Origin of the sequence: Paucibacter sp. B51 (assembly GCF_027863535.1) — a bacterium.
GTDB lineage: Bacteria > Pseudomonadota > Gammaproteobacteria > Burkholderiales > Burkholderiaceae_C > Paucibacter_A > Paucibacter_A aquatilis.
This window is the reverse complement of the sequence record NZ_JAPIVN010000001.1, coordinates 1908559-1922389: the sequence shown is the minus strand read 5'-3', so window position 1 is coordinate 1922389 and position 13831 is coordinate 1908559. Positions and strand designations below refer to the sequence as shown.

Below are 13831 nucleotides of genomic sequence, written 5' to 3'. Positions count from 1 at the left end.
TCAGCCCGCAATCGGGCTCTCGTCCCAGACGGGCAGCTTCTCCATCACCGCCTCGAACAGCGCTGTGGCCAGCAAGCGCTGCAGCCAAGCCTGCAAGGCCGGCACCGGCGCTGCCGCAAAGGCCTCAGGATCCACCGCCGCGAACTGGCGCACAAAGGGCAGCAAAGCCATATCGGCCAGGCCGCAGCGCGGCCCGCACAAGAAGGCATGGCGCTGCAGCGCCGCTTCCATGGGCTGCAGCTGCAGCGCCAGTGCGGCTGCGAACATCGCCTCGGGCGCATCGGGTGGCTGCTGCCGCTGCGGGTATTTGTAGCGGTCGAGCAAGCACTTGAAAGGCCCGTCGTTGCGCTCGATCCAGGCCAGTTGCTCGGCCAGCGGCGCCGCGCCGAGCCAGCCCGCCGGATCGTTCTGCGCCAAGGCCCAGCGCATGATGTCCAGGCTCTGCTCCAGCACTCGGCCATCGGGCAGCACCAGCACCGGCACCGTGCCCTTGGGCGAGGCCTGCAGCAGGGCTGCCGGCTTGGCGCGCAGCTGGATCTCGCGGCCCTGCACCGCCACGCCCGCCTGCCGCAGGGCCAAGCGCGCCCGCATGGCATAGGGGCAGCGCCGGAAGGTGTAGAGCACAGGCAGCAAGGAAACGCTCACGGTCGATCAAGGAAGTGGAGGCGGACGATTGTGCGACACGCGCATCGCCGGCCGCCGCCCACTGTGCGATGCGCCACCGGAGCGGCTTTCAACACCCCGGATCGCGGGGTTGTTGCCCCGGGTCAGGCCTGCACAATGCAGCGCTTGCCCTTGCTGATGCCCATGTCTTCCGTTTTCCTGCTGCGCCGCGCGTCCAAATCTCTCGAGTCCTCGCGCACAGCCCTGGCCGACGATGGCCGCTGGCAGATCGCCGGCTGCAGCGAGCGCGCCACCGATTGCCTGCCCGCCCTGCGCGCCAGCGGCGCCCAGTTTCTGGCCTGCGATCTGCGCCTGGCCGATGGCCATGTGCGCCGCCTGCTGCAGCAACTGCGCCGCCTGCCCGAGGCGCCCAAGGTGCTGCTGCTCAGCTCCTGCGCCCACGACACCATGCTGTTCGACACCCTGGCCGATGGCGCCCATGGCTATATGGTCGAGTGCGAACGCGGCAGCAGCCTGCCTCAGGCCCTGAGCCAGCTGCAAGACGGCCAGGCCCTGATGTCACCCGAGCTGGCGCGCCAGACCCTGCAGAGCATGGGCCTGAGCCGCATCAGCCTGGAACGCGCCCAGGCCCTGTCCGCCGCGCAAGACCTGACCCCAGCCGCGGGCCTGGATTGCGAGCCCGACCAGGTGTTCAACGAGCTGACCCGAGCCGACCAGCACCTGCTCAGCCTGATCGCCCTCGGCCGCCTGCCGGCCGAGATCGCCCAGCTCTGGCGCCTGGCCAGCGAGGACGTAGGTCGCCGCCTCAGCGCCATCTACGGCAAGCTGCACCGCTGGCAAGCCGCGCGCAGCCTGGATCTGGCGCTGGCCTGAACAGGCGCGCAAGCACGCCGCCACGAAAGAAAAAAGGCCCGCCATGCCGGCAGGCCCTCTTGATGATGCCCGAGAACACCCCGGGGCTCAGACCACCGAACGACGGCGGCGGACCAGCAGACCCACCGCCCCCATGCCTGCCAGCATCAGGATGTAGCTGCTGGGCTCCGGCACCGGCGCAGCCACCAGGGCATCGACCGAGCTTTCATACGCCGCCTCGCTCAGGCCGCGGTTGAAGACAATGTAGAAGGAGTCGGAGGCCGCGTAGTCGTCCGACTTCAGCTTCAGCTCGATCATGTAGGCACCCACGGGTGCGTTAGGCGTCACCGACATCTTCAGATGGTCATGGATGGTGCCGGCCGCGGACACCTCGGAGACATACTGAGTCTCGCCCTGGCTCACGCCGCCGAGGCTCCAGGTGGTCGGTGCATCCTGATAGACATCAGCGATGGTCACGCCAAGACCGGCCGCCGGCGCGCCCCAGTTCACGCCATTCCAGAAGCTCAAGGCGCCCAAGCCCTCGAAGGAAATCAATGCGCCCGGCTTGAGCAGGCTGCCGGCCTGGGTCTGAAAGCCGGGGTCCTTGGTGGCCCAGGGGCCGCTGGCGAGGTCACCGAAGTCGGCCTCGTAGATGTTGAAGCCGGTCACCCCGTGGGTTTCAAAATGCGAGCCGCCAACGACCAGCTTTCCGTTGAGGGCAGAGACGGCAATGTCGCCGGCATGATCTTCACCCGCTGCGGCCCAGACCGGCAGCACGGCAAGGGCCGCAAAGGCCAGCTTGATGGACAGTTTCTTCAGCATGAACAATCTCCTAGCAGTGATTTCAGATGGAAGGTGTGGATCGACCCGATGGCAGGAACAACCCGTCAATTATGCAACTCACTTGCATTTAAGAACCGCATCACCCCCTAGTTGAAGGGTCCGCCCTGCGCCCCGCCGAATGGCGCCGCGAAACGCCCCAAAGCAGCAGCACACCCAGGAACCAGACGCCGGCCGAGGCCGGCTCGGGGACCGGAGAGGCCTGGATGAAGGCTTCGCGCGCACGCAGGAAAGCCGCTTCATCCAGGCCGCGGTTCAGGATCATGTAGAACGGGTCCGAGCCCAGGTAGTCCGCGGAGTTAAGCCGCATGGCGATCTGGTAGGCACCGACCGCGGCACCTTCGGTGATCGAGAACACCAGGTGCTCATGCAGCTTGCCGGACGCGCTGGTCTCACCCAGCAACTGGCTGGCCCCGGGGCTCACCCCGGCGGACGACCAGAGGCTCTCCGCCTCCAGGTAATCGGACACCGCAAGCTGGGTGCCAGCCGCAGCCAGGCTCCAGCTGGCACCGTCCCAGAAGCCGAGCGCGCCCAGGCCTTCAAAGCCGATCTCCACCCCGGGCTTGAGCCGCTCGCTGCCCTGGGTCTGGAAGCCGGGGTTGCTGGTGGCCCAAGGGCCGTGAAAGAGATCACCGAGGTCGGCGCGGTAGATGTTGAAGCCCGTCGAGGCCTGAACCTCGACCCGCTGCCCGCCCAGCTTCAGCTGCCCCTCGCGGGCAAACACGGCCACATCGCCAGGGTGATCGGCCGCCCAGGCCGATGCCGCTGCGCTTGCAGCCAGAAGGCCGGCGCCCAAGCCTCGCAGCAGGTTTCCTGTTTTCATCATTCCCTTCCTCACTCCTCACTCCTCACTCAGTCAGTCAAATCGAACAAACAAACAAACAAACAAAAAAACAAGAGCACGCGCTCAGGCTCAGCGGCGCGGACGCTCCCAGGGCAGCTGAACCGACGGCGTCCAGGGCGAAGTCGGCGCACGCGCGGGCGGCAAGGGCTTGACGGGCGGAGGCTGACACAGGGCCTCAGCCGCTTCGCTCCAGCGGCCGTCGGTGCAACGGAAGCTGGCCGAGCCGGTGTTGGGCAGCAGGCCATCGAGCAACTGCAGCTGGCTGCCCGAGGGGCTGGCGGGCGCCGTCGCCTCGCAGCGCTCGCCCGCTTGCACCCAGCTCAAGGCCTGCGCCGCACAGGGCTTGGGCGCTGGCGCCTGACAGCTGGCATCGCTGGCGCCACTCCACTGCCCTTGCTGGCAGGCAAAGCGGGCGGAACCCGTCAGCGGCTCCTGCGAATCCACGGCCACACGGCTGCTGCCGGACGCGGTCTCGGGCAGGACGGCGCTGCAGACCAGGCCCCCCAAATCCCAGCTCAGCAAGCGGCTGGGGCAGGCGGGCGGAGGCGCTTCGCTGCAGCGGGGCGCCGTGCCGGCGGCACTCCAGCGCCCATCGCTGCAGAGGTAGCTGGCCTGACCCGTTGTCGGCGCCACGCTGTCCAGCGCGGTTTGCGTCGCCCCCGAGGCGGCCGCGAGCAAGTGGGCCGAGCAACTGGCACCGGCCTCCGTCCAGCTGACGGCTTGCGCAGGGCAAGCGGCCAGGACCTGCGGCGCGCAACGGGCACGCAAGGGCGCACTCCAGCGGCCGTCCTGGCAGCTGAAGCTGGCATCGCCCACCGAGGGGCCCGTTTGATCAAACAGCTGCTGCTCTGCGCCCGACGGCGCCGCGGCGGCGCTGGCACTGCAGCTGTGGCCATCCACCGTCCAGCTCAGGCTCTGCGCCGTGCATGCCGCCGGCGGCGGCAGGGCACAGCTGGCGGCTGAGGGCGCGCTCCACTGCCCACTGCGGCACTCGAAGCGAGCCGCGCCGGTGGTGGGCGCCTGGCGGTCTTCGACCTGCACGCTCGAGCCCGAGTTCGTAGCGCCGGCGGCGCCCGTGCAGCTGACGCCGCCCACGCTCCAGCTCAGCTGCTGCGCCGCGCAGACGGGCGGCGGCGGCACCGCACAGCGGCTTTGGCTGGGCGCACTCCATTGCCCCGCCTGGCAGCTGAAGCGGGCCTCACCCACGGCGGGCGCAAGGCTGTCGCTCAGCAACACGCTCTGCCCCGACTCGGTCCGCTGGGCGGCAGCACTGCAGCTCTGGCCGTCCACCGTCCAGCTCAGGGTTTGCGCCGGGCACGCTGGCGGAGGCGGCAGGCTGCAGCTGGCTTGGCTGGGCGATCCCCAGCGGCCGCTGCTGCAGCTAAAACGCGCGCTGCCGGTGGCCGGGGCCACCGCGTCCTCGAGGGTGATCGTGGCACCCGAGGCCGCCTCTTCCACGGTGGCCAAGCAGCTCGCCTCACCCACCGACCAAGTCAAGGTCTGGCCTGCGCAGGGCGGATTGATGCGGGCCGCAAAGGCCTGCTGCATCTGCTGCGTGTTGATGCCGGCCTCGAAGATGACGTGGAAGGGCTGCGAGGCCAGGTATTTAGGCTGGCCCGCGATCAGGACCGGAGACCACAGCTCCAAGGTCACCAGATAGGCGCCCACCGGCGGCGTGCCACTGCTGGCCGAGATCTTCCAGTCGAGGTGGGAGTGGAAAGTGCCGCCCGTCTTGGTTTCATCGATCAAGGCCGTCAGCGGCCCGGCAATGCCTTGCGAATCAAAGCGTGTGCCGGCCGCGTAGTAGGCGTACTGATCGGCCCATTGCGCCGGGTTGGTGCTGTAGCCCAGCACCACTTCGGGAGGAATGCCGCCGAACAAGGTGATCTTGACGCCCGCCGGTGCCGCCCCCCATTTGCCGCTGGCTGGCGACCAGTGCTGCAAACGCCCCAGGGCGCGAAAGTGGAGCTGCTCCCCCGGCGCGAACCATCCGGTGAAGGCCTGAAAGCCGGGGTTGGCCGTGGCGTATTTGCCGCCAGGAAAGTCACCAAAATAGGCCGGGAACAGGCGATAGCCCGTGAGCCCGTCGATGGGTAACTGCCCGGCCAGGCCGAGGTCGCCGTAGAAGTCGGTCTCGATGCGGCTGCCCGCCACCGGGCCCTTGTCGGTGCGCAGCTCGACATCGAAATGCTGCGCCCAGGCGCCCCCCACCAGGCCGGCCAGTAGCAAGCCAAGCAAGCTGACCCGCAGCAGGCGGGCAAACACGGCGCAAGCGAACATAAATCGATATTGAATGCAAATGAGTTGCATATAATAATGCAAGTTGCTTGCACGTAACCCATCAACTCAACAGCACGCATTCCCGCAGAAGCGCCCGCTCGTTGTGCAACCCGGGCCCGACGCCTTCTGATTCGATGACCGCCAACCTCGCCAAACCGCGCCGGGCAACACAGCTGATGCCCTGGGCCTTGCTCCTGCACACCGCGGCCGCCTGGGCCCAGAGCCCCGCAGCCGAAACCAGCAAGACCGAAGCCCAGGCTCTGCCCACGGTCAAGCTGCAAGGGCGCCAGCAGCGCAGCTCCGAATTGGCCGGCCCCAGCACGGCGCTGAGTGGCGACGAGCTGCGCAACAAGGCCTCGGCCACCCTGGGCGCCACCCTGCAGGACGAGCTGGGCGTGGCCAACTCCAGCTTTGGCCCGAATGTGGGTCTGCCCATCATCCGCGGTCAGGGCGGCTCGCGCGTCAAGGCCCTGGTGGGCGGCGGCGGCGCCCACGACGCCTCTTCCCTCAGCGCCGACCATGGCGTGATGGTCGAATCCGCGCTGGCGCAGAGCATCACCGTGCACCGCGGGCCCTCGGCCATCCGTCACGGCGGTGACGCCATCGGCGGCGCGGTCGAGATCGAGTACGGGCGCATTCCGGAGCGGCTGCCGCCCGGCCTCAAGCTGCAAACCGAAACGCGCGCAGGCGGCGGTGGGACTCTGGGTTTGCTGCGCGCCCAAGGCGGCTGGGCCGAGATTGCCGCGCCGGGCGGCCCGGAGAGCACCAAGCCAAAGAATGGCTGGGCCTGGCATCTGGATGCCCATAGCCGGCGCAAGGACGAGGCTCGCATCCCCGGCTGGGCCATCGATGAAGAGGCCGTCAAGCAGCAGTTCTTCCTGGTCAGCGGCCGCAACACCTGGGGCCATATCCCGAACAGCGACGCTCGCAGCCGCGGCGCCGCCGCCGGCCTGAGCACCGTCTTCGATGCGGGTTATGCCGGCCTTTCGGCCGCCACCCTGCACATCAACTACGGCCTGCCGCCAGGAGCCCATTCGCACAACCATGGCGGCAGCAGCCCGCCCCCGGGTGAGCCGGCCGAACCCGCCGTTCGCATCCAGGCCCAGCAGCAGCGCCTGGATTTCAAGAGCGCGATCAAGCTCGGCAGCCCCTGGGCGCAGGAGCTCAAGCTGCACCTGGCCGACACTCGCTACCGCCATGAAGAGCTGAACCAGGGCGTGAGCGAGACCGAGTTTCGCAACGAGGTGCAGGAAGGGCGGCTGGAGCTGGAGCACAGTCTTGCCCCCGCGCACTGGGGCACGGTCGGCCTGCATCTGCAGCAGCGCCGCTTCTCGGCCCTGGGCCTGGAGGCCTTTGTACCGCGGACCCGCATCGACAGTGCGGCCCTGTATGCCATTCAAGGCTTAAAGCACGAAGCCTGGACCCTGGAGCTGGGTCTGCGCGCGGACTGGCGCCGCAGCCGGCCCCAGCCTCAGGCCTCCAGCTTCGGCATCGAGGTGCAGTTGCCCGAGCGGCGCTTCACCTTCGGCAACTTCTCTCTGGCGCTGAGCCGCAAGCTCGGCGATGGCAGTGTGAGCCTGACGCATTGGCGCGCCAGCCGCGCCCCCGATGTGCAGGAGCTGTACGCGCTTGGCCCCCACATCGCCACCCGCACCTACGACTTCGGCAACAGCGCCCTGCGCCTGGAAACCCTGCGCGGCTGGAACCTGGCGCTGCGCCAGCAATGGGGCGGCCTGAGCCTACAGGCCAATGCCTTTCGCTACGACAGCGAGGACCACATCTACCAGCGCAGCCTGGGTGTGTTCTTCGCCGCCGAGAAGAAGCAGTTCCGTGCCCTGTGCGCGCAGCTGGACCAATGCCTGCCGGTGACGCGTTACGAGCAGGACCAGGCCCGCTTTCACGGCTTTGAGGCCGAGCTCAAGCAGGAGCTGCTCGATCTGGGCGCAGAAGGCGCGGCGGGCGACAGCCTGCAGCTCTCGCTGATGGGCGACCGGCTGCGCGGCCGCCTCGACCGCCTGGGCCAGGACGTGCCGCGGCAACCGGCGCCGCGCTGGGGCCTGCGCCTGGAGCTGCTGCACGGCCCCTGGCAGGCCGAGCTGCGGCGCATGCACAGCCTGGCCCAGCGCCACCCGGGCGAGAACGAGACCGCCACCGCCGCCTCGACCCAGTGGCATGCCTCGCTGCGCTGGACCGGTCGCCTGCCAGCCGGCCTGCAGCTCAGCGGCTATGTGCTGGGCCGCAATCTGACGAACCAGGAGGTGCGCAACAGCACCTCCTTCCTGCGCAACTACGCCCCCGAGCCCGGCCGCAGCATCGAGCTGGGCGCCGAACTGAGGTACTGAACCATGGCCCGCCCCTGCGCACACGCTCCGTTGATGCCCACTCAGAAACACCGCAGCTCGCCACGTTGGCGGCTTCGGCCACAGCTGCGCCTCAGTGTCCTGGCGGCGGCGCTGAGCCTGGGCGCCTGTGGTGGTGGCAACACGGTAGACGAGCCGGCTTCCTTCAAGCTGTTGCCTGACGACTTGGTGGGCGCCCCTTGCTCGGCCTGCCGCGAGGGCCATCTGGTGGGGCAGGCGCATGATGGCGTGGCCCTGGCCGATGCCGAGGTGCTGCTGGTCGACGCGAAGGGCCAGACCGCGCGCGGCCGCACCGATGCGCAAGGGCGTTATGCCATCGCCACCACCGGGCTCAGCGGCGCCCTGCTGGTGCAGGTCAGCGGCCAGAGCAGCGGTGAGCCGGTGCAGCTGCACTCCCTGGCCGTGGCCGTGGATGTGGGCAACCGCGCGGTCCAGGTCTCGCCCTTGACCGAGCTGATGGCGGCCTTTGTGCTCGGCGGTGCGCCGCTGGATTTGCTGAAACAGGGCCGCCTCGACTTCATGCGCGTCAACGCCACCAGCTTGCGCAGCAGCCAGGACCGGGTGCGCCATCTCGTCCAGAGCTCCTGGGCCGTTATCGCCGGGGCCAGCAGCGCCGCGGCCGATCTGCGCAACGGTGAGCCTGGGTCGGCCCACCAGGGGCTGGGCGCGCTGGCCTCGTCGATCGAGCTGCAGCGCGTGGCCGGTGCCTATCGACTGAGCGGCGTGGGCAGCGATGCCGCCGCTCAGGCCGGCGTGCAGGTGGACCCGGTGGCCTCCAGTGTCGACGCCGTGCTGCCGGCCCCGAGTGCCGAGCAGGCCGCTGCGCTGCGGGCGGGCCTGGCGGCCCTGCCAGGTCTGGAGCAATCGCTGGCGCAGTTCAGCCAGCTGTTCCAGGGCAGCCAGGCGCCCGAGGCCCGCGAGCTGCACCGCTGGCTGGCGCCGCAGTTCCGCCACACCGGGCTGGACGCCGCGGCCTTCGTCGAGCAAGTCCTGCTGCAAGCCGAAGCCGGCGAGGCGCCAGGCAGCAGCCTGCGCGGCGTGCGCTTCGAGCGGCCGCGTCTTCTGGAAGTGGACAGCGCCGACCGGCTGCGCGTGCGCGTCCAGCTGAGCCTGCCGGCCCCCGCCCTGCCGCGCAGCGAGACCCTGTGGATGCGCAAGCAGGGCGACCGTTGGCTGTGGGAAGGCGATGGTCAGACCGGCCTGGTGCGCCTGCGCCATCTCTCCATCCTGGGGCCCAAGGCGCGCGAGGCCAGCGAGCTGCTGGCCCTGCCAGGCATGCGATGCGCCGCCACGGAGGCGGCCGACACGCGCTGCGCCGTCGAAGGCGGCCAGGGCGATGCGCCCAGCGGCGGTCAGCTCGACTACGGCAGCCCGCAGAATGAGCAGTTCGGCCTCTTGGCCCACTACCGCTCCGAGGCTGGCAGTTGGCAGGAGCGCCTGCAGATGGCACGCCAGCGCACGCGGCTCCTGGCCATGCCCAGCGCCCAGGTGAGCCAGCATCTGTCATTCGAGGTGGACGCCCGCCGCATCGACCCGCGCGTCAGCCAGGTGCGGGTGCAGGGCACCGGCCTGCCGGAGCAGGGCCTGAGCCTGGTGCGCGCGAGCACGGGGCAGAGCTTCGAGCACCTGAGCCTGGCCGACAGCCCGGAGCAGGACTGGCACGCCTTGCGCACCGACCGCTGCCCCGGCGGCGCCAGCAGCGCGGCCGAGCATGCCCTCTGCCAGGCGAACTGGGCCAAGGCTCAGCTGGGCGAGGTCTACCGCTTCAGCTTCTTCGATGCCCAGGGCCGGCTGCTGCACACCCAAACCGCGCGCTTGCCCGCCCCGCCCGCGCCGCCGGCGCAGTTGTTGGCCGAGGCCGCGCAGTGGTTTGCGCGCTTCGATCTGCAGGCGGAGCCTGCGCAGCAGCCGCTCTACGCCCGCGTGCTGGACCCGGAGCGCCAGCCCCAGGCCCTGGATTACCGCTGGGCCTGGCAAGCGCCCAAGAGCGCTTCACAGCAGCTCGTGGGCGCCCAGCTGGAACTGCACTGGGGCCAGCCCGACACCGGCGCCCAAGGCCAGTTGCGGCTGCCGCTGAGCGCCCGCCAGTTGCAAGCCACCGGCGGCAGCCTGCGGCCCGCGGAGCTGGTGCCCCAGGCGAGCCTGCCGAGCGGCGCCCTGCCCGTGTGGCTCAGCGCCCGCCTGAGCAGCCGCGATGCGCAGGGCAATCTTTACATGCACTACATCGCGCCGAACAACCCCTTCTGAGGCGCTGGGTCAACGCGTCTTGGCATGCGGCTGGCTGCCGCAATCGGCGCATTGGCCGTGCACATTCAGATCAACCGCCGCCACGGCAAAGCCCTCGGGCACCGCGGGTTGGCGCGGCGGCTTGGCCGGCAGGCAATAGACGCGGCCGCAGTCATCACAGTGGAAGTGGGCATGGCCCTGGTGCTGAGCCGCCTGCTGCATCAAGGCGTAGCGGCTGACCCGGTCGTCACCCACGGTCTTGCTCAGAACCCCCGCCTCGGCAAGGGCGTCGAGCGTGCGATAGAGGGTGACCGCATCGATGGCCTGGGGCAACTCGGCCTCGATGTCGGCATGACTCAAGGCCCGCGTCGCCTGCTCAAACACCGCCAGCACGGCCAAACGGTTGGGCGTGACCCGCAGGCCCAGGGCCGACAGGCGCTCGCGTCGCGCCTCCTGCAAGGCCTCTTCCTGAGCGGCACGGGCGGAGGCGGACGGGCTGGCGCTGGGCTTGCGGGTCTTCATGCCCCAATTCTAGGGGCGAGCTGCCCGAAGGCAGGCCCGACAGGCATCAGGGCGCGACGTGGCCCAGATGCTGCAGCCAGAAGGCTTCGTACTTGCGGTGCCAGCCCACGGTCTTGACGGCGCCGCCCATGCCATGCTCGCCCTCGGGGTCGAGGAAGAGGTCGACCAGGCCTTCCTTGCCAGACTCGAGCAGGGCGCGGTAGACATTGACCGTGTCCTGGTAGAGCACGTTCGGGTCCATCATGCCGTGCACCAACAGCAAGGGCTTGCGCAGGCCCTTGGCCATGGGGATCAGCGAGAACTTGCGCAGATTGGGCTTGCTGCGATCGGTCTTGCCGATGGTGCGGCCGCTGTACCAGCTGTTGTAGTTTTCCCATTCGGTCGGGCCGGCGCCGGCGATGCCGGCGGCGAACAGATCGGGCTTGCTGTACATCGTGTACTGGGTCTGGAAACCACCGAAGCTCCAGCCATTCAGGCCCACGCGCGCGGGGTCGATGCCGAAGTCCTTGCTCATCAGCGCGTGCAGGTCTTCCAGGTCCTCGGTCTGCGGCAGGCCGGCCTGTTCCCAGTTGGCGTCCGAGAAGCGGCGGCCGTAATTGCTGTGGCCGCGCGAGTCGATGGTCACCATCACATAGCCATGCTTGGCCGCCATATACATAGCGAAGACGTAGGCGCTGGGCTGGAAGCTGTCGCTCTCGACCGAGTGGCGGTCGTTCAGCGGGCCGCCGTAGATGTAGACCACAGCCGGGCGCTTGTCGCTGGCCTTCCAGCCCTGCGGCTTGAAGACATAGGCCGGGATGCTGTCGCCATGGCGGTTCTTGAAGCTGAAGCGCTCGGGGCGCAGCACATCGACCTGGGCCCAAGCCTTGTCGTGGCTGTCGGTCAGGGTCTTGAGCGTGGGCTTGGCGCCGGCCTCGATCAACTTGAGCTCAGGGCGCGACACCCAGTTGCCGGCATTGGCCGCCAGCCACTGGCCGTCGTGTGAAACCACGGCATTGCGGTGGTACTCGCCCGGCGCGCCCAGGGCCTGCATGCTGCCATCGGCCATGCTGACGCGGAACAGGTTCATGCTGGCCAGATCGTCCTTGTTGGCCGCCACGAACATGCTCTTGCTGTCGGGCGTGAAGCCGAGCACCTGGTGCGCCTCAAACTCGCCCTGAACCAAGCGACGCAGCTTGCGGCTGCTCAGATCCCAGGCATAGGGCTGACGGAAGCCGGCCTCATCGAGCACCAGCACCAGCTGTTTGCCATCGGGCGTGAAACGCGGGCGCACCACGTTGACCACTTCGTGGCCGACATCGCCCCGGCGCTCCAGCACCATCTCCGGCTTGACGCTCTCATCAGCGCCACCCACGTAGACGCGCAGCAGTTCTTTCTCACGCTCCCAGGTGCTGAAGGCATAGCGGCTGCCATCACGCGCCCAGGCGATGGGGCTCATCTCGAACCAGACATCGCCACCGGCATGGGTGAACACAGGTGTCGACTGCTTGGCCGGCGCCTCGCCCGGCGCCGGCACCTTGCGGATGTACAGCGCCAGCGGCTTGTTGACACGTTTGTCGTCGGAGACTTCGCGGTCCACCTTCTTGGCTTTGGCGAAGCGCTCGTTGTAGCCCATGATCTCGACCTGACGGCCGGTGGGCTCGGGCACGGGCTTGCCGTCATCGCCGGCCGGCTTGCTGGGCGCGCGGCCAATCAAGGCCATCCAGCGGCTGTCTTCGCTCAGCGTGGTCGATTCGATGGCGTACTTTTTGTCCGCGTCATCGGGGTGGATCAGCTCGCGGTTGAGCACCTGCACGCCACCCTGGCTGAAGCGGGCGCGCAGCACGCGCTTGTCGTCCATGAAGACGTAACCGGCGTCATCAGCGGTGTAGGCCACCACGCGCAGATTGCGTTGCAAGTCCAGCAAGGGCTGCAGCTTGCTGTCACCGGCGACCCAGCGGAACAGAGCGCCGCGGTACTGCAGGATCAGCTCATCGGCCTTGTGGGCCCAGACGATCTGCGTCACGCCGGGGTAGAGGTCGCTGGGTTTGAGCTTGTCGCGCAGCTGCTTTTTCTTCAGCTCGTCGCGCCATTCCCAGAGTTCCTTGTCCTTTTCAAGCTTGGCTTCGGGCTTGCTCTCGGCCTTGGCTGTGGCGCTGGGTGCGGACGCTGCCGATGCGGCAGCCTCTGCCGTGGGGGGAACGGGCTTGCCGCTGCGCTTGGCTTCCAGTGCGGCCGCGGCCTTCTTCTCGGCTTCGGCCTCGGCCTTGTCGGCGGCCTTCTGGGCCTCGTCCTTGGCCTTCTTGGCGGCGAATTCCTTCTTCACCAGCTCCAGCTGAGCGGCTTCCCATTGGCCCAGGTCCACGTTTTCGCCGCGCAGATAGGCGGCTTGGGCCACTTCGCGGGCCTGGCGCTCGGCGGTCTCGCTGCGCTTTTGCTGCAGCTTCTTGTCAAAACGCTGCAAATCCTCGGGCGCGTCGAAGGCGGCCATGAGGGCAGGCGAAGTCAGGCGCAGGCTCTTGCCGGTCTTGCTGTCATGCACATACAGGTCGGTGCCCGGCTCGCCAAACGGGTTCCACAGATAAGCCAGATAGCGGCCGCTGCGGCTGAACTTGGGCTCACGCGCGCTCTCGCCCCGGTAGGGCTCGGCGCGGAAGACGCGCTCCAGGCTCAGGGGAGAAGCGGTGGCAGTTGCCGCGCTGGTCGCGGCCGTCGCCGTGAAGGAAAAGCTCGCTGCGCTGAGCAGGGCCGCCAGCAGGCAGCTCATGCCTGCCAGTCTTGAAGGTTGATTCTTGAACAATCCAGTCTCCGCACACGCCCCGGTTCAGGGCAGCGCGCATTCTAGAAACTCCTGCAAATCAGATGTTCGCGTTGCGGCACTTGCGCGAAACTCGGGGGCATCATGATCGCCAACGTCTTTGCCGCCCTCGGTCTGCTGACCTGCCTCTTGCTGGCCCTGCGCATGGCCCTGCCCGCCGCGCGCCAGCGCCAAGTGGACGCCGCGCTGCGCGGCAGCTGGCTGCGCCTGCGCGAGCTGGCCTCCCAGCTGCGCCACTGGCGCAGCCACCGCCAGCTCCGCAAGCAGGCCGCCGCCGAAGCGGCCGAGCTGATCCGCCGCGCCAAGGCGCGAGAAGACGTGGACCGCGAAGGCAATGTCTATCGACCCAAGCAGTTCGATCCGAAGAAGCGGCGCGATCTGCACTGAGCGCAGGCCCGGGCCGGCGAGACAGCCGCCCCATTGCCATGTCCATTGGCATTGCTGAACACCTGAACCCGTGCGCAGCGGCGAGGCTCAGGGTCTCCA

The 13831-nt window shown here is 68.7% G+C and carries 10 protein-coding genes; 4 read left to right on the top strand and 6 right to left on the bottom strand.

Translation table 11 applies throughout. The annotated features are described in order from the left end of the window. Complete coding sequence (locus OOB33_RS08130; protein ID WP_271008318.1) at positions 1 to 645, bottom strand: glutathione S-transferase; 645 nt, start codon at positions 643 to 645, stop codon at positions 1 to 3. A gap of 162 nt (positions 646 to 807) precedes the next feature. On the opposite strand from OOB33_RS08130, the gene OOB33_RS08125 reads away from it, so the two are divergent. Continuing rightward, on the top strand, positions 808 to 1497 hold the full coding sequence (locus tag OOB33_RS08125) for a hypothetical protein (protein ID WP_271008317.1): 690 nt from the start codon (positions 808 to 810) through the stop codon (positions 1495 to 1497). 87 nt (positions 1498 to 1584) lie between these two features. On the opposite strand, the gene OOB33_RS08120 is transcribed toward OOB33_RS08125, so the two are convergent. The 3 genes from OOB33_RS08120 to OOB33_RS08110 form a co-directional block, all read right to left on the bottom strand. Further along, positions 1585 to 2298, bottom strand: a complete 714-nt coding sequence (locus OOB33_RS08120) for a PEP-CTERM sorting domain-containing protein (protein ID WP_271008316.1) — start codon at positions 2296 to 2298, stop codon at positions 1585 to 1587. Between the two features lie 100 nt (positions 2299 to 2398). Further along, positions 2399 to 3142 (bottom strand): hypothetical protein, encoded by a 744-nt coding sequence (locus tag OOB33_RS08115; RefSeq protein ID WP_271008315.1) that lies wholly within the window; start codon positions 3140 to 3142, stop codon positions 2399 to 2401. A gap of 87 nt (positions 3143 to 3229) precedes the next feature. Beyond that, complete coding sequence (locus OOB33_RS08110; protein WP_271008314.1) at positions 3230 to 5440, bottom strand: hypothetical protein; 2211 nt, start codon at positions 5438 to 5440, stop codon at positions 3230 to 3232. A 134-nt stretch (positions 5441 to 5574) separates the two neighbouring features. On the opposite strand from OOB33_RS08110, the gene OOB33_RS08105 reads away from it, so the two are divergent. Both OOB33_RS08105 and OOB33_RS08100 read left to right on the top strand, forming a co-directional pair. Next, complete coding sequence (locus OOB33_RS08105; RefSeq protein ID WP_271008313.1) at positions 5575 to 7782, top strand: TonB-dependent receptor; 2208 nt, start codon at positions 5575 to 5577, stop codon at positions 7780 to 7782. Positions 7783 to 7815: 33 nt separating this feature from the next. Beyond that, positions 7816 to 10047 carry a hypothetical protein gene (locus tag OOB33_RS08100; RefSeq protein WP_271008312.1) on the top strand — a complete coding sequence of 744 codons (2232 nt, stop codon included), beginning with the start codon at positions 7816 to 7818 and terminating at the stop codon, positions 10045 to 10047. Positions 10048 to 10056: 9 nt separating this feature from the next. Here OOB33_RS08100 and OOB33_RS08095 read toward each other — a convergent pair whose 3' ends face one another. Then, positions 10057 to 10548 (bottom strand): Fur family transcriptional regulator, encoded by a 492-nt coding sequence (locus tag OOB33_RS08095; protein WP_271008311.1) that lies wholly within the window; start codon positions 10546 to 10548, stop codon positions 10057 to 10059. Between the two features lie 46 nt (positions 10549 to 10594). Then, positions 10595 to 13294, bottom strand: a complete 2700-nt coding sequence (locus tag OOB33_RS08090; RefSeq protein WP_271008310.1) for a prolyl oligopeptidase family serine peptidase — start codon at positions 13292 to 13294, stop codon at positions 10595 to 10597. A gap of 135 nt (positions 13295 to 13429) precedes the next feature. On the opposite strand from OOB33_RS08090, the gene OOB33_RS08085 reads away from it, so the two are divergent. Continuing rightward, positions 13430 to 13732: a hypothetical protein gene (locus OOB33_RS08085; protein ID WP_271008309.1), complete on the top strand. Its 303-nt coding sequence runs from the start codon at positions 13430 to 13432 to the stop codon at positions 13730 to 13732. Positions 13733 to 13831 lie beyond the last annotated feature (99 nt).

Coding starts and splice junctions, on each gene's coding strand:
- OOB33_RS08125 (WP_271008317.1), top strand. CDS start 808: ATGTCTTCCGTTTTCCTGCTGCGCCGCGCGTCCAAATCTCTCGAGTCC.
- OOB33_RS08120 (WP_271008316.1), bottom strand. CDS start 2,298: ATGCTGAAGAAACTGTCCATCAAGCTGGCCTTTGCGGCCCTTGCCGTG.
- OOB33_RS08115 (WP_271008315.1), bottom strand. CDS start 3,142: ATGATGAAAACAGGAAACCTGCTGCGAGGCTTGGGCGCCGGCCTTCTG.
- OOB33_RS08110 (WP_271008314.1), bottom strand. CDS start 5,440: ATGTTCGCTTGCGCCGTGTTTGCCCGCCTGCTGCGGGTCAGCTTGCTT.
- OOB33_RS08105 (WP_271008313.1), top strand. CDS start 5,575: ATGACCGCCAACCTCGCCAAACCGCGCCGGGCAACACAGCTGATGCCC.
- OOB33_RS08100 (WP_271008312.1), top strand. CDS start 7,816: ATGCCCACTCAGAAACACCGCAGCTCGCCACGTTGGCGGCTTCGGCCA.
- OOB33_RS08095 (WP_271008311.1), bottom strand. CDS start 10,548: ATGAAGACCCGCAAGCCCAGCGCCAGCCCGTCCGCCTCCGCCCGTGCC.
- OOB33_RS08090 (WP_271008310.1), bottom strand. CDS start 13,294: ATGAGCTGCCTGCTGGCGGCCCTGCTCAGCGCAGCGAGCTTTTCCTTC.
- OOB33_RS08085 (WP_271008309.1), top strand. CDS start 13,430: ATGATCGCCAACGTCTTTGCCGCCCTCGGTCTGCTGACCTGCCTCTTG.